The sequence below is a fragment of the Amycolatopsis albidoflavus genome, assembly GCF_039525725.1.
Lineage (GTDB): Bacteria > Actinomycetota > Actinomycetes > Mycobacteriales > Pseudonocardiaceae > Amycolatopsis > Amycolatopsis albidoflava.
Window position 1 is genome coordinate 511,124 of sequence record NZ_BAAAHV010000011.1, and the last position, 18,866, is coordinate 529,989.

The 18,866-nt window shown below is 70.3% G+C and carries 18 protein-coding genes; 5 read left to right on the forward strand and 13 right to left on the reverse strand.

Translation table 11 applies throughout. The features are described 5' to 3' along the window. Nucleotides 1-111: 111 nt before the first annotated feature. The 12 genes from ABD156_RS16895 to ABD156_RS16950 form a co-directional block, all read right to left on the reverse strand. A complete protein-coding gene (locus tag ABD156_RS16895; protein ID WP_344273608.1) occupies nt 112-807 on the reverse strand; it encodes a GntR family transcriptional regulator in 696 nt (231 codons plus the stop codon). 79 nt (nt 808-886) lie between these two features. Beyond that, entirely contained in the window at nt 887-1,717 is an 831-nt protein-coding gene (locus tag ABD156_RS16900) for an acyl-CoA thioesterase domain-containing protein (RefSeq protein ID WP_344274486.1), read from the reverse strand. Between the two features lie 62 nt (nt 1,718-1,779). Then, nucleotides 1,780-2,937, reverse strand: coding sequence for a CoA transferase (locus ABD156_RS16905; protein ID WP_344273611.1), 1,158 nt, complete (start codon nt 2,935-2,937; stop codon nt 1,780-1,782). Beyond that, nucleotides 2,934-3,746 carry an enoyl-CoA hydratase/isomerase family protein gene (locus ABD156_RS16910; protein WP_344273614.1) on the reverse strand — a complete coding sequence of 271 codons (813 nt, stop codon included), beginning with the start codon at nt 3,744-3,746 and terminating at the stop codon, nt 2,934-2,936. Before ABD156_RS16910 ends, ABD156_RS16905 begins: the two co-directional genes overlap by 4 nt. Next, complete coding sequence (locus ABD156_RS16915) at nt 3,743-5,431, reverse strand: CoA-transferase (protein WP_344273617.1); 1,689 nt, start codon at nt 5,429-5,431, stop codon at nt 3,743-3,745. Before ABD156_RS16915 ends, ABD156_RS16910 begins: the two co-directional genes overlap by 4 nt. Continuing rightward, on the reverse strand, nt 5,428-5,883 hold the full coding sequence (locus ABD156_RS16920; RefSeq protein WP_344273619.1) for a MaoC family dehydratase: 456 nt from the start codon (nt 5,881-5,883) through the stop codon (nt 5,428-5,430). Before ABD156_RS16920 ends, ABD156_RS16915 begins: the two co-directional genes overlap by 4 nt. Further along, nucleotides 5,880-7,094: an acetyl-CoA C-acetyltransferase gene (locus ABD156_RS16925; protein ID WP_344273621.1), complete on the reverse strand. Its 1,215-nt coding sequence runs from the start codon at nt 7,092-7,094 to the stop codon at nt 5,880-5,882. Before ABD156_RS16925 ends, ABD156_RS16920 begins: the two co-directional genes overlap by 4 nt. Further along, on the reverse strand, nt 7,087-7,950 hold the full coding sequence (locus ABD156_RS16930; RefSeq protein WP_344273624.1) for an HTD2 family dehydratase: 864 nt from the start codon (nt 7,948-7,950) through the stop codon (nt 7,087-7,089). The genes ABD156_RS16925 and ABD156_RS16930 overlap by 8 nt, the downstream gene beginning before the upstream one ends. Beyond that, nucleotides 7,947-8,666: a 3-oxoacyl-ACP reductase FabG gene (gene fabG, locus ABD156_RS16935; RefSeq protein ID WP_344273627.1), complete on the reverse strand. Its 720-nt coding sequence runs from the start codon at nt 8,664-8,666 to the stop codon at nt 7,947-7,949. Before fabG ends, ABD156_RS16930 begins: the two co-directional genes overlap by 4 nt. Nucleotides 8,667-8,675: 9 nt before the next feature. Next, nucleotides 8,676-9,824 carry an acyl-CoA dehydrogenase family protein gene (locus tag ABD156_RS16940; RefSeq protein WP_344273631.1) on the reverse strand — a complete coding sequence of 383 codons (1,149 nt, stop codon included), beginning with the start codon at nt 9,822-9,824 and terminating at the stop codon, nt 8,676-8,678. Beyond that, nucleotides 9,821-10,648 carry an HpcH/HpaI aldolase/citrate lyase family protein gene (locus tag ABD156_RS16945; protein WP_344273633.1) on the reverse strand — a complete coding sequence of 276 codons (828 nt, stop codon included), beginning with the start codon at nt 10,646-10,648 and terminating at the stop codon, nt 9,821-9,823. The genes ABD156_RS16940 and ABD156_RS16945 overlap by 4 nt, the downstream gene beginning before the upstream one ends. Then, nucleotides 10,645-11,814, reverse strand: coding sequence for an acyl-CoA dehydrogenase family protein (locus tag ABD156_RS16950; protein WP_344273636.1), 1,170 nt, complete (start codon nt 11,812-11,814; stop codon nt 10,645-10,647). Before ABD156_RS16950 ends, ABD156_RS16945 begins: the two co-directional genes overlap by 4 nt. 244 nt (nt 11,815-12,058) lie before the next feature. Here ABD156_RS16950 and ABD156_RS16955 point away from each other — a divergent pair, with 244 nt between their 5' ends. Both ABD156_RS16955 and ABD156_RS16960 read left to right on the forward strand, forming a co-directional pair. Next, on the forward strand, nt 12,059-12,736 hold the full coding sequence (locus ABD156_RS16955; RefSeq protein ID WP_344273639.1) for a GntR family transcriptional regulator: 678 nt from the start codon (nt 12,059-12,061) through the stop codon (nt 12,734-12,736). Nucleotides 12,737-12,833: 97 nt separating this feature from the next. Next, a complete protein-coding gene (locus tag ABD156_RS16960; RefSeq protein ID WP_344273641.1) occupies nt 12,834-13,994 on the forward strand; it encodes a CaiB/BaiF CoA transferase family protein in 1,161 nt (386 codons plus the stop codon). Nucleotides 13,995-14,011: 17 nt separating this feature from the next. Here ABD156_RS16960 and ABD156_RS16965 read toward each other — a convergent pair whose 3' ends face one another. After that, nucleotides 14,012-14,998: an AraC family transcriptional regulator gene (locus tag ABD156_RS16965; RefSeq protein WP_344273644.1), complete on the reverse strand. Its 987-nt coding sequence runs from the start codon at nt 14,996-14,998 to the stop codon at nt 14,012-14,014. Between the two features lie 202 nt (nt 14,999-15,200). Between ABD156_RS16965 and ABD156_RS16970 the strand changes: the two genes are divergently transcribed. From ABD156_RS16970 to ABD156_RS16980, 3 genes are read left to right on the forward strand one after another with little or no spacing between them, the layout of a single operon-like run. Beyond that, entirely contained in the window at nt 15,201-15,674 is a 474-nt protein-coding gene (locus ABD156_RS16970) for a MaoC family dehydratase (RefSeq protein ID WP_344273647.1), read from the forward strand. Nucleotides 15,675-15,700: 26 nt separating this feature from the next. Continuing rightward, on the forward strand, nt 15,701-17,650 hold the full coding sequence (locus ABD156_RS16975) for an AMP-binding protein (protein WP_344273650.1): 1,950 nt from the start codon (nt 15,701-15,703) through the stop codon (nt 17,648-17,650). Then, nucleotides 17,647-18,807: an acyl-CoA dehydrogenase family protein gene (locus tag ABD156_RS16980; protein WP_344273653.1), complete on the forward strand. Its 1,161-nt coding sequence runs from the start codon at nt 17,647-17,649 to the stop codon at nt 18,805-18,807. The genes ABD156_RS16975 and ABD156_RS16980 overlap by 4 nt, the downstream gene beginning before the upstream one ends. Nucleotides 18,808-18,866: the final 59 nt, after the last annotated feature.

Consider the following 18,866-nt stretch of genomic DNA (forward strand, 5'->3'; position numbering starts at 1 on the left):
GCTCAAGATCCTGGCATTGCCGAAAAGCGCCGGCTGGGTCACCTCGATCGAGGTGACCCAGCCGGTTTCGTTCTGTCAGCGGCAGGCCGCTCAGCCGCTGTCCGGTGTGGACTATTCCGTCTCTTCCGACCAGAGACCGCGCTCCTCGAGCATCCGGACGACGTTGTCGGCTCCGTCGAGGATGTGCCGTTCGGCGATCGTGCGCGCCTTGCGGGCGTGGCGGCCGCGCAAGGCCTGCAGCAGTTCGGCGTGGTCGGCGAGGGTGTGCTCGACGTGGCCTTCGATCGTCGCGTAGAAGCGGTTCGGCAGGTGCTTGACCACGGAGCTGAGCAGCAGCGTCAACCGGTGGGAGTCGGCGGCCAGGTTGAGCTGGCGGTGGAACTCGTGGCCGAGCCGGGTGATCGCTTCCTGGTCCCCGGCTCCGGCGGCCTTCTCGAAATCCTCGTTGATCGCTTCGAGGCGCGCGACCTGCTCCGGCGTGATCTTCTTGGCGGCGCGCGCGGCCAGTTCGGCGGAGAACTGGGCCTGCGCCCAGAACAGGTCCCGCACGTCCTGGCGCGACACGGGGGCCACGACGAACCCGCGGCGCGGCACGAGTTCCACGAAACCCTCGCTGCGCAACGAGAGCAGCCCTTCGCGCACGGGCGTGTTGCTGACCCCGACCGCCTCGGCGATGGGTTCGGTGCGCAGGAATTCGCCCGGCTTGACGTCGCCGGACATGATCAGCTCGCGGACGTACGTCGCGACTTCCTCGGGCAGCTGCTGACGGCGGTCGCCGCCGCGCAGCCGGGCCAGTTCGTCGGCCACGGGCCACCTCCCCAACGCCTCGAAGCGGTTTCGAGGATCTGATGTTCAGCAAAGAACATGATATATCGACGGCAGGGGATTATGGCACGGCCGGCAGGCTCCCGGGCGCGCCGACCCGCCGGGGATCCACCGGCGCGGCGGCGAGCAGCGCGGTTCCGCTGACCGTGCCGAGGGGCCCTTCGCGGTCGAACACGGTCGCGGTCGTGACCGCGACGCCGTCGTGCTCGACGCGGTGGTCGGCGGCGAGGCCCAGCTGCAGGTCGCTCGCGGGGACGCGGCCGAGGGTGAGCGTGAGGTCGGCGTTGATGAACTCCAGGCCGGCGTCGCCCCAGTTGGTCACGAGGTTGACCAGGTCCGCGGCGGTCGCGGCGTGCTGGAAGGGCGTGGGCCGCTCGCCGCGCACGATGTCCTGGGGGAACACCCAGATCGTCTTGCGCGAGGCGTTCTGGTGCGGTTCGGGCGATCCGGTCCAGCCGACGCCCTCGCTGTGGAACACGCGCGGTTCCTCGGTCGCGGGCGCCACGTCCGGCGGCGGTGGCGCGGGGTGCCCAGCCGGGGCCCAGACGCTGCCGACAGCGGGGGAGCCGGCCGCGAGGAACAGCCCGGAGCCCTTGCCGACGAGGGTTTCCCCTTGCCAGAGCGTCGCCTCGACGAGGCAGAGGCGACGGCCGCGGCGCACGACCTCCGTCCGTACGGCCGAGGGCGCGAACGCCGCCGGGCGCAGCAGATCGACAGTCCAGCGGGCCGGGCGGAACGCTCCCGTCCCGGCCGCCCGTTCCGCGGCGCGAGCGAGCGCTCCGCTGGTCGCCATGCCGCGCAGCTGCGCGCCGTCGCTCCAGCTCGCCCGTGCTTCCGGCAGCGGGTGCAGGAGTTCGCCGGCCGGGCCCGGCGCCGCGGTGAAAAAGGCCATCGTCACCTCCCGAATATAACATTTTATATGTCAGAGGAAGGAGGCGGCCGCGGACAGCGTCGTCAGTTTTCGGCGGGCGTCGGCAGCACTTCGTCGTTGTGCTGCCCGACTTCCGGCGCGGGGCGGGGGGCGAGCCGGGCCCCGTCCACTTGGATCGGCGACTTCGGCGCCTGGTGCGGGCCCGCGCCGGGCTGGTCGACCTCTCCGAACAGCGCCAGTTCGCGCAGCGCGGCCCCGCCGTCGCGGCCGAGTTCGGCGAAACTGCGGTAGCACTCCCACAGAATCCGGTGCCGTGTCAGCGTTTCCGCCGCTTTGGCGTACGGCGTCCGCCCGAACCACCTCGCGAGCAGCGGCGTGATCACGTCGCGGTGCCGGTAGCGGTCGGACTCGGTGGCGAACGAGATTCCCAGCGCCTCGGCCAATCCGGCGAAGGCGGCCGACAATCCGGTCGCGGCGAGCATTTTCGCCCAGTGCCGTTCGGTGAGCAGCACGATCATCACCCGGACGCCGTCGGCGGTCTCGAAATCGTGGCCGTAGGTGCCGTAGACGTCGTTGCCCGACTTCGTCCGCTCGTGGCCGGTGAGCTGTGCTTCGGCGAGGTAGCCGAGGTTCCCGGCGGTGGCGAGGGCGACGTCCTCGAGCGCGACCCGGATCGACCGGCCGCGGCCGGTGACCTGCCGGTGCCGTTCGGCGGCCAGCAGCCCGACCGCGAGGTACAGCCCGGCGCAGACGTCCCACGCGGGCACCACGTGGTTGACCGGCGCGGGCGTCTCGGGGGCACCGGTGAGCATCGGGAATCCGGTCGCGGCCTGGACCGTGTAGTCGACCGCCGCGCCGCCGTCCGCACGCCCGGACAGCAGCACGTGGATCAGGTCCGGCCGTCGCGCGCTGAGTGTTTCGTATCCGAGGTCGGCGTGCCGTTCGGTGTTCGTCACGACGACGCACGGGCCGCCGCCGACGATCAGGTCCGCGACCCGCGAACGGTCCTCTTCGGACTCCAGGTCGACGGCGATCGCGCGTTTGCCCTTGTTCAGGCCGGACCAGTAGAGGCTGGTTCCGGAGTCAGAGAGCGGCCAGCGGGTGCGGTCGGCGGCGCCGCCGAGCGGTTCGACGCGGATCACGTCCGCGCCGAGCTGGGCGAGGGTGAGCCCGCACAGCGGGGTCGCGACGTAGGCGGACAGCTCGACGACCCGCAGCCCTGCCAGCAGTGCGGGGTTCATGCGTCGTGCACCCGGGAGAAGTCCGGCTTGCGGCGTTCGCGGTGCGAGGCGAGGCCTTCGTGCACCTCGGGCCCGCCGAAGCCGTAGAACTCCAAAGCGAGCGAGGAGTCGAAGATGGCACCGGCGAGCTGGCGGTACCAGAGGTTGAGGCTCTGCTTGGTCCACCGGATCGCGGTGGGCGCGCCGTTCGCGAGTTCGTGCGCGATCTCTCGGGCGGTGGGCAGCAGGTCGGCTTCCTCGTCCACGCACAGCGACACCAGGCCGATCCGTTCGGCTTCGGCGCCGTTGAGCGGTCGGCAGGTCATCAGGTAGTACTTGGCTTTGGCCATCCCGCACAGCAAAGGCCAGCACACCGCGGCGTGGTCCCCCGCGGCGACGCCGAGGCGCGTGTGGCCGTCGATGATCTTCGCGTTGGCGGTGACCACGGAGACGTCCGCGAGCACCCCGGCGACCAGCCCGGCGCCGACGGCAGGGCCGTGGATCGCCGAGACAATCGGCTTCGAGCAGTCGATCACGTTGTAGACGAGGTCCCGCGCCTCCCGCATGGTGCGGGAGCGCGCTTCGAAGTCGGTGGCCAGCTTCTCGACCAGATCGAACGACCCGCCCGCGGAGAAGCCTTTGCCTTCGCCGCGCAGCAGAACGGCTTTCACCGAAGGGTCGCGGTCGAATTCGCGCCAGACGTCGGCGAGGTCGGCGTGCGCGGCTTCGCTCACCGCGTTGAGGTTCGGGGCGTCGAGGACCAGTTCGAGGACGCCGTCCTCGTCCGGTCCGTCGATCCGCAGGTTCTCGAATCGTGCGTAGCGGCTCATGCTGCTCCCTTCTTGCCGTCGCGGAGGAACAAGCCCTCGCGGTCGTACTTTCGCAGCTGTCGTACGTCTTCTTCGGTCACCTCGGGCAGTTCGCGCAGGTCGTCGGCGACGGTGAGGTCCCAGCCGCACCGCGACCGGACGTGCTCGATGCGTTCGGCCAGCGGCTCCGGACCGGGCGCGATCGCGGTGAGCACGAGTTCGCCGTCGCGCTGGGTCAGGATGCCGAGATCGGTGACCACGGCCCGGACCCGTGCGCCGGGGCTGGTGACGTAGCTGCACTTTTCGATGAACCGCCGCGGGCTCATCGTCCCGACGACGTACGTCTCGTCCGCACCGGTCACGACGTCGTTCCCGCCGCCGGAACCGACGAGATACGGGCCGCCGGCGACGCGGGTGGTGTTGATGTTGCCCTGCCGGTCGATTTCCGCCGCGCCGACGCAGGCGATCGAGCGCGTCGCGGGGCCGTTCACCAGATTCCCGAGCGCCTGTTCGGTGTCGAGGAGCATCGAGGACGACGGGAAGTTGGCGAAGCTGAAGATGAACGGGTCGCCGGGCGTCGGCGAGTAGTCCCACAGCCCGAGTTCGGCCGCCAGCGCGACCTCGTGTCCGTCCGCTTTCGCCTGTTCGACGGCCACCCAGGCGGCGAGGTTCGCCAGCCCGGCACCGGCGAGCACGCCGTCGGCGCGGGTTTCGGCGATCCGCGACCGGACCAGTGCGGCGAGCCAGGTCGCCGCGCGTTCCGGCCGGGTCACTGGCCCGGTGTGCTCGCCGCGGCCGGTCGGCGGAGTCGACTGCCCGAGCGTGCGGGTCAGGTCGGCGAGTCGCGCTTCGCCGAGTTTCGCCAGGTAGGTGTCGTGGTCGATGAGGATCCATTCGCGGATCCAGTCGTCGAAGTCCGCCGAACGGCTCGCTTCCCGCGCCGCGATCCAGAACTCGACGTCCTCGGCGTAGCCGTCGACCGGCAGCCGCGCGCCCTCGGTGCCGGGGAAGACCCCGCCGGGATGGGCGCCGAACGGAGCCTCGACCGCGGCCAGCACCCGGTGCGCCGGAATGCGGACGAACGGTGCCCAGGGACGCAGGTCGTCCACGACTTTCTCCACCGTCGCCAGCACTCCGCGCCGGGCGGCGAACGCGCCGATCGAGCCTTCGAACATCGGCGGTGCGATGGCCAGGTTGCCCTGGCGGTCGGCGACCGCGGCGTGCACGATCGCGACGTCCGGGGTGAGCGGCGCGACCAGGCCGACGCGGCCGAACGGCGTGTCGACCTCCGCGTAACCGGGGTTTTCGGCCATTGACGAATCGCGGACCGAGCCCGTGACGACTGCGGGCACGCCGGTCGCGGCGGCGCGCAAACCCTGGATGTAGCTCAGGAACGACCAGTTCTCGACCTCGACCGAACCGTCCGAATAGGACTGCTGGAACACCGGATTCGGCGTGAACACGGGAAACGAGTCTCCCGAGTAGACAGTCACGACCTTCTCCAGGCACCCGGAACGGAACAGCACCGCGCCGAGCGACGAGAGGCTGGCCATGATCAGCGTGAACCGCGACGGCCGGTGCCAGTGCTGCCGCGCGATCTCGCGCACGAGCGCGCTCCAGCGGCTGTGTCCCAGGATGACGTGCAGCGCGTCGCCCTCGCGGACATGGCGGGCGACGGCTTCGTCGAGGCGGCAGAACTCGGTCATCCGGCCACGACCACCAAGGTTTCGGCGACACACGCCGGCTTCGCCGCGCCTTCGAGTTCCACGGTGTACCGCGTGGTGACGGTGACCCCGGCGGCGCTGTCCTTCGCCTCGGCGAACGTCGCACGGGCGCGCAGCCGGGACCCGACCGGAACCGGTGCCGGGAAGCGGACCTTGCCCAGCCCGTAGTTGATCCGCGCGGACCCGAACTCGAGCCGGACCAGTTGCGCGCTGAAGAACGGGATCAGCGACAGAGTGAGGAAGCCGTGCGCGATCGTCGACCCGAACGGCCCGTTCGCGGCCCGCTCGGGATCGGTGTGGATCCACTGCCGGTCGCCGGTGGCCTCGGCGAACGCGTCGATCCGTGCCTGGTCGACGGCGAACCAGTCGGTCGGCCCGATTTCCTCGCCGATCGCGGCCCGGACTTCGTCGGCTGAGCCGAATACGCGGGTCATGCGGTCACCCGCTCGAAGACCGCGGCGAGGCCTTGCCCGCCGCCGATGCACATGGTTTCGAGTCCGTAGCGTGCTTCGCGGCGCTGCATTTCGCGGGCCATGGTGGCGAGGATGCGGGTGCCGGTGGCTCCGACGGGGTGGCCGAGGGAGATGCCGGAGCCGTGGACGTTGAGCCGGTCGAAATCCTTGTCGCCGAAGCCCCATTCGCGGGTGCAGGCCAGTGCCTGCGCGGCGAAGGCTTCGTTGAGTTCGATGAGGTCGATGTCGGAGATCTTGAGCCCGGCGCGTTCGAGTGCGAGCGCGGAGGCGGGCACCGGTCCGATGCCCATCACCTTCGGCTCGACCCCGGCGACGCCGTGGGACACGAGCCGGACGAGGGGGCGGAGGCCGAGTTGGTCGGCGCGTTCGCGGGTGGTGACGATGCAGACGGCGGCGGCGTCGTTCTGGCCGCTGGCGTTGCCCGCGGTGACGGTGGCTTCGGGATCTTGTTTGCCCAGCACCGGTCGCAGCTTCGCGAGGGTCTCGACGGTGGTGTCGGGCCGGGGGTGTTCGTCGGTGTCGACGACGGTGGTGCCTTTGCGGGTCTCGACCGGCACCGGGATGATCTCCTCGGCGAACACGCCGGATTGCTGTGCGGCGACGGCCCGGCGGTGTGATTCGGCGGCGAGCCGGTCTTGTTCTTCGCGACTGATGCTGTACTGGCGGCGGAGGTTCTCGGCGGTTTCGAGCATGCCGCCGGGGACGGGGTAGTGCTTGCCGCCGGGGGTTTGGCGGCCGCGGGTGAGGGAGTCGTGGAGGTGGACGCCTGCTCCGGAGGCGCCCCAGCGGAGGTCGTTGGCGTAGAAGACGGTGTTGGACATGCTTTCCGCCCCGCCGGCGACGATCAGGTCGCTCGCGCCCGCCTGCACCTGGAGCGCGGCCAGCAGCACCGACTGCAGCCCGGATCCGCAGCGGCGGTCGACCTGCATGCCGGGCACGGTGACCGGCAGTCCGGCGTCGAGCGCTACGACGCGGCCGATCGCGGGGGCCTCGGCGCTGGGGTAGCAGTGGCCGAGGATGACGTCGTCGATCGCGTCGGCGGGCGGGCCGGTGCGTTCCAGGAGGCCTTTGAGCGCGATGGTGCCGAGGTCGGCGGCGGGCACGGTCTTGAGCGAACCGCCGAAGCGGCCGATCGGGGTGCGGACAGGTTCGCAGATGACGGCGTCACGCATGGGGAGTGCCTTCCTCGGGGTAGTCGGCTTCGAGGCTGGTGCACGGCCCCGCAGGACCGACGAGAGTCAGGGTCGCGCCGCCGGGACGCGGTTCGGTGCGCAGGTGCGCGGGTTGGCCGCAGAACAGCGGTGCCAGGTTGCGGTGCGCCAGCCGGGTCACCCGCGCGGCGGGGGAGCCGAGGCGCAGCACCTCGGCCAGCGCGAGAGACATCAGCGGCCCGTGCACGACCAGACCCGGATAGCCCTCGGTCCGGGTCGCGTAGGGCCAGTCGTAGTGGATGCGGTGGGCGTTCGCAGTGGCGGCGGAGAAGCGCATCAGCAGGGTGGGGTCGGTGGCGAAATCCCAGCCGTCTTCGCTGCGGCGGAACGGGGCGCCCGCGAGGTCGGCTGGCGCCGGGGCTGCCTCGGAGGCGGTCGTGCCTGCTTCGCGGTAGATGAGGTCCTGCCGTTCCTCGACGAGCGGCGCACCGTCCACACCGGACAGAACGGTCCGCACCACGACGATCACCAGCTGTCCGGAACGGCCGGATTTCTCCGTCACGGAGTCCACAATGGACCGACGGGTGACCGTCTCGCCGATCTTCGGCGCGCGGTGCAGCAAGACTTCTCCTCCGGCGAACATCCGCCGCGGCAGGTCGATCGGCGGAAGGAACGTGCCGCGCGCCGGGTGTCCGTCGGGGCCGAGTTCGGAGGAGACCGGCCAGCGGGGGAGTGCGACCCAATGCCACAGCGGCGGCAGGTCGTCGCCCGGCTGCGGCGCCGGCAGGCCGTTGTCGAACAGTGCGGCCAGCGCCTCGACCGGGGCCGGGTCCACCAGCTCCGCGGTGGTGACGGCGTGCGGTTCCCAGCCGGTCACATGAATCGCCCGCCGGTCACTTCGAGCACGGTGCCGGTCATGTAGGAGGACAGGTCGGAGGCGAGGAACAGCGCGACGGAGGCGATTTCGCTGACTTCGCCCGCGCGGTGCATCGGGATCTCGGCCATTTTCTGGTCCCAGGCTTTCTGCGGCATGGCTTCGGTCATGGCGGTGCGGATCAGGCCCGGTTGGATCGCGTTGACCCGGACGCCGTGGTGGGCCATTTCTTTGGCGGCGGCTTTGGTGAGTCCGACGATTCCGGCTTTGGCGGCGGAGTAGTTGGTCTGCCCGACCATGCCGACCTTGCCCGAGAGCGAGGACAGGTTGACGATCGCGCCGCTCTTGCGTTCGCGCATGAGCGCGGCGGCCTTGCGGGTGCCGTTCCAGGTTCCCTTGAGGTGCACGGAAATGACCTGGTCGAAGTCGTCCTCGGTCATGGTGCGCATGGTCGCGTCGCGGGTGATGCCCGCGTTGTTGACGAATACGTCCACCGGAGACGGGGCCGCGGCGAGCAGAGCGTCCACATCGGACGCTTTGGTGACGTCGCAGGCGACGCCGACACCGTCCAAGCTCTCGGCGGCTTTCGCGGCCGCGTCGCCGTCGATGTCGCCGAGCACCACGCGGGCGCCCTGGGCGACGAACAGCTGGGCGATGGCGAGTCCGATGCCTTGCGCGCCGCCGGTGATCACGGCGGTCCGGCCGGTGAGCAGAGTCATGGCGATTCCTCAGATATTGTTGCGGGCGACGAGCTGGGCGGCGATGACGTTGCGCTGGATTTCGTTGGTTCCCTCGCCGACGATCATCAACGGGGCGTCGCGGAAGTAGCGTTCGACGTTGTATTCGCGGGAGTAGCCGTAGCCGCCGTGGACGCGGATGGCGTCGAGCGCGACCTGCATGGCGGTCTCGGACGCGAACAGTTTCGCCATCCCGGCTTCCATGTCCGCTCGTTCGCCCGCGTCGAGCTTCTCCGCAGCGTCCAACGTGAGCAGCCGGGCCGCGCGCATCTTCGTAGCCATGTCGGCGAGCAGGTTCCCGACGGACTGGTGTTTCCAGATGGGCTTGCCGAACGATTCACGTTCCTGGGCATAGCGGACGGCGTCGTTCAACGCGGCCTGCCCGACCCCCAGCGCCCGGGAGGCGACCTGGATCCGGCCGACTTCCAGCCCGCGCATCATGTGCGACCAGCCCTGGTTCGGCTCGCCGCCGAGAACCGCGTCGGCAGGCACTTTCTGGCCGTCGAAGACGAGTTCGCACGCTTCGACGCCGCGGTAGCCGAGTTTGGGCAGCTTCTTCGAGATGGTGAGCCCGTCGCCGGGTTCCACCAAAAGCACGCTCATGCCGCGATGGGCGGGGGAGGCGTCGCGGTCGGTGATACACAGCAGCCCGATCAGGCCGGAGTGCGCGGCGTTGGAGATCCAGGTCTTCGATCCGGTGATCGTGTAGCCGTCGTCGCCCGGCACAGCCTGGGTGCGCATGGCCTGCAGATCGCTGCCGCCGCCGGGCTCGGTCAGCGCCATCGTCGCGCGGATCCGCCCCTCGGCCATCGCGGGCAAGTATTTCTCGCGCTGCTCCGGAGTGCCGAAGGTTTTGATGAGATAAGTGATGACCGAGTGCCCGCCGATCGCGCCCGCCAGACTCATCCAGCCGCGCGCGAGTTCCTCGGTGACGCGGGCGAAGCACGCGGTGCTGACGTCGACCCCGCCGTACTCGGCCGGGACAAGCAGGCCGAAGAAGCCGAGTTTCTTCATCTCGTCGATGAACTCGGCCGGGTAGATGTCGTCGGCTTCGAATTCGCGCACGCGGGGCCGGACCCGTTCGTCCACGAATTCCGCGACCAGGGCGACCATCTGCTGTTCGTCGTCGGTGAGCGTCATCGCCCGTTCCCTTCTCGTGCCTGCCGGAGGACGCGCTGGGCGCGTTCCAGCACTGGCTTGTCGACCATCTGCCCGTTCACCGCGACCGCGCCGTCCGCACCGGCATCGAGGATCGACTGTGCCCAGCGGATTTCCTCGCGGGTCGGCCGCAGCGCCGCGGCGGCGACCGGGACCTGTTTCGGGTGCACGCACAGCTTTCCGGTGAACCCGAGCCGCCGTGCGTAGTGGACTTCGTCGGTGAGATGCAGCTCGTTGTCCAGATCCGCGGTGACGCCGTCGATCGGTCCGGGCAGACCGGCTGCGGCGGAGGCGAGGACAAGTGCGCCCCGCGCGGCGACGAACGCGTCCCGGTCCGCCGGATCCGCGCCGAGTTCCGCGGCGAGGTCGAAGCTGCCGAACGCGAGGCGCTGCACGTTCGGGACGGTCGCGGTCTCCCGCGCGTCCAGCACCCCGCGCGCGGTTTCGACCAGCGCGATCACCACCGGCAGGACCCCGAGCTGTTCGCCCGCGGCGCGCGTCGTGACCGGTTCGGCTTTCGGCAGCATCACGGTGCACCGGCGCCGCCTGAGCACGGCGAGATCTTCGTCGTGCCAGGCGGTGCCGGCGGCGTTGACCCGCACCGCGCACTCGGGGTTCTCCTCGAGCCACGCGACGACTTGTTCCCGCGCGTACTCCTTGCGGTCCGGCGGGACGGCGTCCTCCAGATCGAGCACGACCAGACTCGCCCCCGAGGCCACGGCCTTGCCGAAGCGCTCGGGGCGGTCGCCCGGGACGAACAGGAGGGTGGTCGCTTCCCGTGCCCGCGTCGCCGCGCGGCTGGTCATTTCTGCGCCTTCTTGGCTTGGCGGACCAGACCGCCGCCGATGATCAGCCGTTGGATTTCGCTGGTGCCTTCGTAGAGCCGAAGGAGCCGGATGTCGCGGTAGATGCGTTCGACGGGGACGTCGCGCATGTACCCGGTGCCGCCGTGGATCTGCACCGCCAGGTCGGCGACCTTGCCCGCCATCTCCGTGCAGTACAGCTTCGCGGCCGAGGGTCCGATCCGCCGGTCCTCACCGGACACATACCGCGCCGCGGTCTCCCGCACCAGCGCGCGTCCTGCCATCACCCCGGTCTGCTGATCGGCCAGCATCGCTTGCACCAGCTGGAAATCGCCGATCGGCTGACCGCCCTGCGTCGCCGAAGCCGCGTACGCGACGGACTCGTCCAACGCACGCTGCGCGGAACCCACTGCCAGCGCTGCGATGTGGACCCGGCCGCGAGCCAGCGACGTCATCGCGGCGCGGTACCCGTCGTCCTCGTTGCCGCCGACCAGCGCGGACCCGGGCACGCGGACGCCGTTGAAGGTGACGTCGGCGGTCCAGGCGCCTTCCTGACCCATCTTCTTGTCCTTGGGCCCGACCTCCAGCCCCGGCGTGTCCGCGGGCACGAGGAACACCGCGATGCCCGGCCCGGACTCGTCCGCCGGCCGGGTGCGGGCGAAGACGACGAACAGATCCGCCAGGGGAGCGTTGGTGATGAAGCGTTTCTGCCCGTCGATCACCCAGTCGTCCCCGTCGCGCACCGCCTTGGTGCGCAGTCCCGCGGGATTGGACCCGGCGCCGGGCTCGGTCAGCGCGAACGACGCGACCACCTCGCCCGAGGCGATGCGCTCCAGCCACTCGCTCTTCTGCTCGTCGGTGCCGAACCCGACCAGCACCTGCCCGGCGATGCCGTTGTTGGTGCCGAACATCGACCGCAGCGCCAGCGACGTGTAACCGAACTCCATCGCCAGCTCGACGTCCTGGGTCAGGTCGAGCCCGAGCCCGCCCCACTCCTGCGGGATCGCGTAGCCGAACAGGCCCATCTCCGCCGCCTGCGTCCGCAGATCGTCCGGGATGGCGTCGCCGTCCATGATCTCCTGCTCGCGCGGAACGACCTTCGCCCGGACGAAGTCGCGCACCAACTCCAGGATCGGCCGGAAGTCCTCGGGGGTAACCGCTGCTGCCATGCCCCACACTATGACCCAGAACCGCCCGTTGAGAAAATACTTTATCAGAAATCATCGAATGGCTCACACCGCCGGGTGAGCCGGAGACGATCTCTTGTCGGACTTTCTTCCCAGCTCAAGGCGCTTTTCCGATCCTGGCCGCCCTCGTCGGTAAGGCGGTGAAGAGCCCGCCTGGGCTTGCCCCGGTCGTGTAATACTTCATCCGATACAGCCGCCGACGCACGGATCGGAGAGAGTCGTGGCGATGCCCGAAACCGCGAAAGCCGCGCCGCGCCGCACCGGCCCGGCGAACCTCAAGGCGATGGCCGCCCAGGAGATCCGCCGCCGGGTCTTCTCCGGCCAGCTGCGCGCCGGGGCGAAGATCGACCAGGAAGCCCTCGCCGACGAACTCGGCATCAGCAAACTCCCGATCCGCGAAGCGTTGATCACCCTCGACCACGAGGGCGTGGTCGAGCACATCGCCCGCCGCGGCGCGTTCGTCGCGCAGTTGACCCGCGACGACATCCGCGACCACTACCGCGTGTTCGGCCTCGTGTCCGGACTGGCCGCCGAACGGGCGGCGAAGAATCTGTCGCCGGCAAGCCTTCAGGCGCTGGAAGATCTCGCCGACCGGATGGAACAGGAGCCGGATCGGGCGGAGCTGGAACGGCTGAACTTCGAGTTCCATCGCCGGATCAACCACGCCTCGGGCTCGCGCCGGCTGGTCTCGATCCTGGCGATCCTGGTGAAGACCGTGTCGCACGGGTTCTACGAGGCGCATCCGGACTGGCCGGACAAGGCGGCCGACGACCACCGGCGGATCCTGCGCGCGCTGAGCAGCCGTTCGGGCGCCCGCGCGCGGACGCTCGTGGAAAAGCACTTCGCGGACGGAAGCGAGCGCGCGGTGGCTTTGCTGGAGCGGCAAGGGTTCTGGGCGAACTGACCGCTCGCGACGGGGCGACGCCCTTGCCTGGGCCGACCCGGAGTATATAATATTTAATTATCTCTGCCGTGATTCTTGCGACTGCCGAGGAGCGCCGATGACCACCGAGACGGCCGGGACCGGACCGCTGGCCGGAGTACGGGCGGCGGTGCTCGCCGGGATGGGCCCGACGCCGTTCGCGAGCATGCTGCTGGCCGACCTGGGCGCGGAAGTCGTGCGGGTGACGCGACCGGCGCGCCGGCGGGGCCGGGCGCTCGGCCAGACCGAGGGCATGGCCGCCCGCCACGATCTCGCCAACCGGGGCGTCCGGACGGTCGAGGCCGATCTCAAGTCTCCGGAGGGCGTTCGCGCGGTGCGGCGGCTCGCCGAAGCGGCCGACGTGTTCGTCGAGGGTTATCGCCCGGGCGTCGCGGAGCGGCTCGGGCTCGGGCCGGAGGTCCTGCTGGCCGGGAACCCCGCGCTGGTCTACGCGCGGCTCACCGGATACGGCCAGTCGGGTCCGCTCGCGCAGCAGGCCGGCCACGACATCAACTACGTCGCGCAAACCGGTGCGCTGCACGCGATGGCCCGGGCAGGGGAGGCGCCGCGGCCGCCGATCAACCTGCTTGGCGACTACGCCGGCGGAGGCCTCGTCGCGGCCTTCGGCATCGTGAGCGCGCTGCTGGAAGCCCGCACGTCGGGCCGGGGCCAGGTGCTCGACGCGGCGATGATCGACGGCGTCGCGTTGCTGACCGCGAAGCTCCAAGGCTTGCGGGCCGCCGGCCGGTACTCCGACGAACCCGGCACGAACTACCTCGACTCCGGCGCTCCGTTCTACGACACCTACCGCTGCGCGGACGGCCGGTACGTCGCGGTCGGCGCGCTGGAGCCGGATTTCTACCGCGAGTTCGTCTCCCGGCTCGGCGTCGATCCGAGCGACTGGCCGGACCAGGACGACCGCGCGGGATGGCCCCGGCTCCGCACGCTCATCGCGGCGGCGCTCGCCGGGAAGGACCGCGACGAATGGGCCCGGATCTACGCGGGCACCGATGCTTGCGTCACGCCGGTGCTCACTTTCGACGAAGCGGCCGAGCATCCGCACAACGCCGAACGGCAGGTATTCGAGCGCGTCGGCGGTGTGCTCCACCCGCGGCCCGCCCCGCGCTTCAGCCGTACTCCGGCGCGCGAACCGTCCGCGCCCGACGCCGGGGTGCTGGACCTGGACCGGCTGCTGACTGCGTGGACCGCGTCCGCCGAGCCTCGCGAACAGTCGGCCTGAGCCCCGGAAGCCGTCCGTCAGCCGCACCGGCGGGCGGTTGCCGACGGCAGCACCCCGAACCGTTCGCGGTACTGGTGCGCGAATCGTCCGGGATGGAAGAAGCCCCAGCGCGCCGCGACGTCGGTGACTGAGTCCGGCCCGCCGGACAGCAGTTCGCGGTGCACCCGGTCCAGCCGGACGGCGCGCAGGTAGGCCATCGGCGATTTTCCGACCTCCTCGCGGAAACCCGCTTGCAGGGCTCGCGGGCTGATCGAGGCCATGGCGGCCAGGTCGGCGGTGGTGACGGTCTCCTCGGGGTGCCGGTCGAGGTAGTCGACGATCTCGCGGATGCGGGAACCCCGGGTGTGCGCGGGGCGGCTGTGCAGCCGGTCGCTGAGCCTGCTGGGCAGGGTCAGCAGCAGCTGGGTCATCAGCGCCGACTCGAACTCGTGGCACGCGGCCGGAACCGTCGCCAGGCCGCCGTCCCGGTTCAGTTCCGCGTACAGGAAGCTCACGGTCGCGAGAAACGCCTGCGCGGCGGGCGAACGGAGCGAAAAGGTCAGGTCGAAGTCGATCTCTTCGCGGATCGGCTGCCCGATCAGCTTCGCCGCGTGCGCCTCGAGCAGATCCTTGGGCAGCTTGACGTGGTACTGCCAGGAGTCCGCGCTCCACCGCACCAGCACCGGGGACTGCGGCACGAAAGCGACGCCCGCCTCGCCCGCGGCGAAGGTGCGGCGGACGCCGTGCTGCTCCACCGTGCTGGTGCCGGTGGCGGGCAGGTTCACGTGGTAGCACAACCGCATCGGCGGGCCGACGATCGTCGTGTCCGCCCCGTAGGCCATCCGCCCGATCGTGAGGTGCGGGGACGGCGCGAGATCGAGCCGGAACCGCATTCCCGCGCGATCGGCCACATGCACCTCGTGGCTCGCGAAGGTTCGCGTCACCTGCTCGCGGGCCGTGTCGAGGTCCGCGGTGCGGAAGGTGACCGGGCCGGGCCGCGCGGCGAGTTGCTGGTCCTCGGACATGGGCTCCTCCTCGTCTCCCGCGCCGTCGGGGGAGTACGCAGAATATATGATATTCACCTCGCGGCTGGACGGGTCAACTCGCAGAGTATATATTTTATATTCAGTGAAGGCGGGGCGCGGCCGAGCAACCGGTCCGAGGCCCGGCGGCACATCAACCGTGACTACAGGCGCCGCGACCAGCGCGGCGGGGAGAGGACACCGGATGGCAGGCCTGTACTTCGAGGAGTTCGAGCCGGGGATGGTCATCGACCACCCGACCCGCCGCACGGTCACCGAGGCCGACAACACGCTGTTCAGCGTCATGACGCTGAACCTGGCTCCGCTGCACCTCGACGCCGAGTACAGCAAGAACAGCATCTACGGCCAGCGCCTGGTGAACAGCCTGTTCATCCTCGGCCTCGTGTCCGGGGTGACGGTGCCGGAGACGACGCAGGGCACCACGCTGGGCAACCTCGGTTTCGAGAAGATCACCTTCCCCAAGCCGGTGTTCCACGGCGACACCATCCACGTGCGCACCGAGATCGTCAGCAAGCGCGAGTCCAAGAGCCGCGGCGATTCCGGCATCGTCATGTTCCGGCACCTCGGGATCAACCAGCGCGACGAGATCGTGTGCGACGCCCTGCGCGCCGGCCTGATGCTCAAGCGGTCCGCCGACCCGGCAGCCGCACAGGCCTGAGCAGCGGTTCGGGAAAGGAAGTGGCCATGGCCGAGGACGCAGCAGGCCCTGCCTGGACGCCGCCGCGGGAGGTGCGGGACCGCAGCAGGTACCTCGCCGCCGTGCGGAAGTGGGGAGCGTCCGCCGACGCGGCGGGCGTCGCGGAGGTGAACCGGCGGGCGATCGCCGACCCGGAGTGGTTCTGGCGCGCCGTCGTCGACGACCTCGACGTCGCCTTCGCCGAACCGTTCGCCCGGGTGCTGGACGAATCCGAGGGAAAGCCGTTTCCCCGCTGGTTCCCCGGCGGCCGGATCAACGTCGCCGAACTGTGCGCGCACCGCCACGCCCGCGGCGAACTCGCCGGCAAGACCGCGGTGGTCTACGAGGGCGATTCCGGGCAGCGGCGCACGCTGACCTTCGGCGAACTGGACGAGCGGGTGCGCCGGTTCGCCGCGAACCTGGCCGCCGCGGGCGTCGCGCGAGGCGATCGGGTCGTGTTGTTCATGCCGGTCGTGCCCGAGGCGGTCGTGGCGTTCCTCGCGATCGCGATGCTCGGCGCGATCGCGGTCCCGACGTTCAGCGGCTACGCGGCCGACGCGCTCGCCACCCGGTTGCAGGATTCGGAAGCGGTCGCGCTGATCACCGCGGACGGGACCACCCGGCGGGGCAAGGAAGTCCCGCTGAAACCGGTCGCCGACGCGGCGCTGGCGGACGCGCCGTCCGTGCGCACCGTCGTCGTGGTCCGCCACCTCGGGACCGACGTGGCGATGCGGCCTGGCCGGGATGTCTACTACGACGAGCTGGATCCGTCGCCCGCTCCGGTGGAAACCGCGTCGACCGAGGCGAACGACCCGCTCACCGTCGTCTACACCTCGGGCACGACCGGCCGGCCGAAGGGGATCGTGCACTCCCACGGCGGATTCGCGGTGAAGACCGCCGTCGATTTCGCCTACGGCTTCGACGTGCACGCCGACGACGTCGTCTGCTGGATCACCGATCTCGGCTGGCTCGTCGGCCCGATGCTGATGACCGGACCGCTGCAGCTCGGCGCGACCATCGTGATGATCGAAGGCCTGCCGACGCATCCCGCCCCCGACCGGATGTGGGACGTCGTCGAGCGCAACGGCGTTACCGTGCAAGGGATCGCGCCGACCGCGGCCCGTGCGTTGCGCGCCGCGCAGGAGAAGCCGGAGCACGCGCTGGCCACGCTGCGGTCGTTCGTCTCCACCGGAGAGGCGTGGGACGAGCCGACCTGGTGGTGGCTGTTCGACCAGGTCGGCAAGCGCCGGGTGCCGATCGTCAACTACAGCGGCGGCACCGAGGTCGGCGGCGGGCTGATCGTCGGTTATCCGTTCCTGCCGGGCGAAGCGGCGGCGTTCACCGGTCCGCTGCCCGGAGTGGACGCCGTGGTGCTCGACGACGCCGGGCAACCGGTCGTCGGCGCGATCGGCGAACTGGCCGTGCGCAACACTTTCCCCGGCATGACGCACGCGTTCTGGCACGACCGCGAGCGCTACCTCGAGACCTACTGGGCACGGTTCGACGGCATCTGGGTGCACGGCGATCTGTCCAGTGTGGACGAGCACGGCCAATGGCGGATCCACGGCCGCTCCGACGACACGCTCAAGCTGGCCGGGCGGCGCGTCGGTCCGGCCGAGATCGAGGCGGCGCTGCTGCGGGACGAGCGGATCGCCGAGGTGGCCGTGATCGGCGCCCCGGACGCACTGCGCGGCCAGCGGGCGGTGGCGTTCGCGGTGCTGCGCGCACCGGGGGCCGACCGTGGCGACCTGGCGGCGACCGCGCTCGAAAACGCGGGGAAGTCGTTCGCCCCGGAGCTGTACGTCGTGCCGACGCTGCCCAAGACCAAGAACGGCAAGATCATGCGGCGCGCCATCCGGGCGCGGTTCGTCGGGACGCCGGTCGGCGACCTGTCGTCGCTGGACCCGGCCACGCCGCTGGAAGACATCCCGGTACTCGCGGAGGAGAACGCGCAATGACCGACCCGGAAAGCAATGTCGAGATCGTCCGGAAGGCGACGCGGGAGCTGGCCCGGAAGTTCGACCACGACTACTGGCTGGACAAGGACCGCAATCACCAGTACCCGTGGGAGTTCGTGAAGGCGTTCGCCGCGGGCGGCTGGCTGGGCGCGATGATCCCGGAGGAGTACGGCGGCATCGGCCTTGGCCTGGAAGAGGCCGCGGTGATGATGGGGGAGATCTCGGCGTCGGGCGCCGGGATGGCCGGTGGTTCGGCGATCCACTTCTACGTGTTCCCGCCCGCCCCGGTCGTGAAGTACGGCTCGGAGGAGATGAAGCGGGAGTTCCTGCCGAAGCTGGCGGCGGGCGAGCTGCTGATGGCGTTCGGCGTGACCGAGCCGGACGCCGGGGTGGACACGTCGCGGATCAAGACCAAGGCGACCAAGGTCGAGGGCGGCTGGAAGGTCAACGGCAAGAAGGTCTTCATCACCAACGCGCAGAACGCGCAGAAGATCCTGCTGCTGGCCCGCACCTCGCCGCGGCGGGAGGACAAGCCGCTTTACGGCATGTCGCTGTTCTTGGCGGACATGGACCGCGACGCGATCACGGTCCGGGAGATCGAGAAGCTGGGCCGCGCGGCGATCGACACGAACGAACTGTTCATCGACGACCTGTTCGTGCCGGAGGACCGGCTGGTCGGCGAGGTGGACAAGGGCTTCTACTACCTGCTGGACGGGCTGAACCCGGAGCGCATCGTGGTCGGCATGGAAGGCATCGGCCTCGGCCGGGCGGCGCTGGACATCGCGTCGGAGTACGCCAAGAACCGGGTCGTGTTCGACCGTCCGATCGGGCAGAACCAGGCGGTCGCCCACCCGCTGGCGGATTCGTGGATCCGGCTGGAAGCGGCCGAGGGCATGGTGCTGCGCGCGGCGCGGCTGTTCGACGAGGGCAAGCCGTGCGGGCCGGAGGCGGCCGCGGCGAAGTATCTGGGCGCCGAGGGCGGGTTCGAGGCGTGCGACCGGGCGTTCTCGACGCTGGGCGGCTACGCGTATGCGAAGGAGTACCACGTCGAGCGGTTGTGGCGCGAGGTCCGGTTGCTGCGCAACGCGCCGTTCTCGCAGGAGATGGTGCGGAATTACATCTCACAGCAGGTGCTCGGGCTGCCGCGCTCGTACTGAGACAGGGTGCTGTGGCGGGAAACGGCGGTACCTTCGGCGCTTAGCTGAGGGCCTCGCCG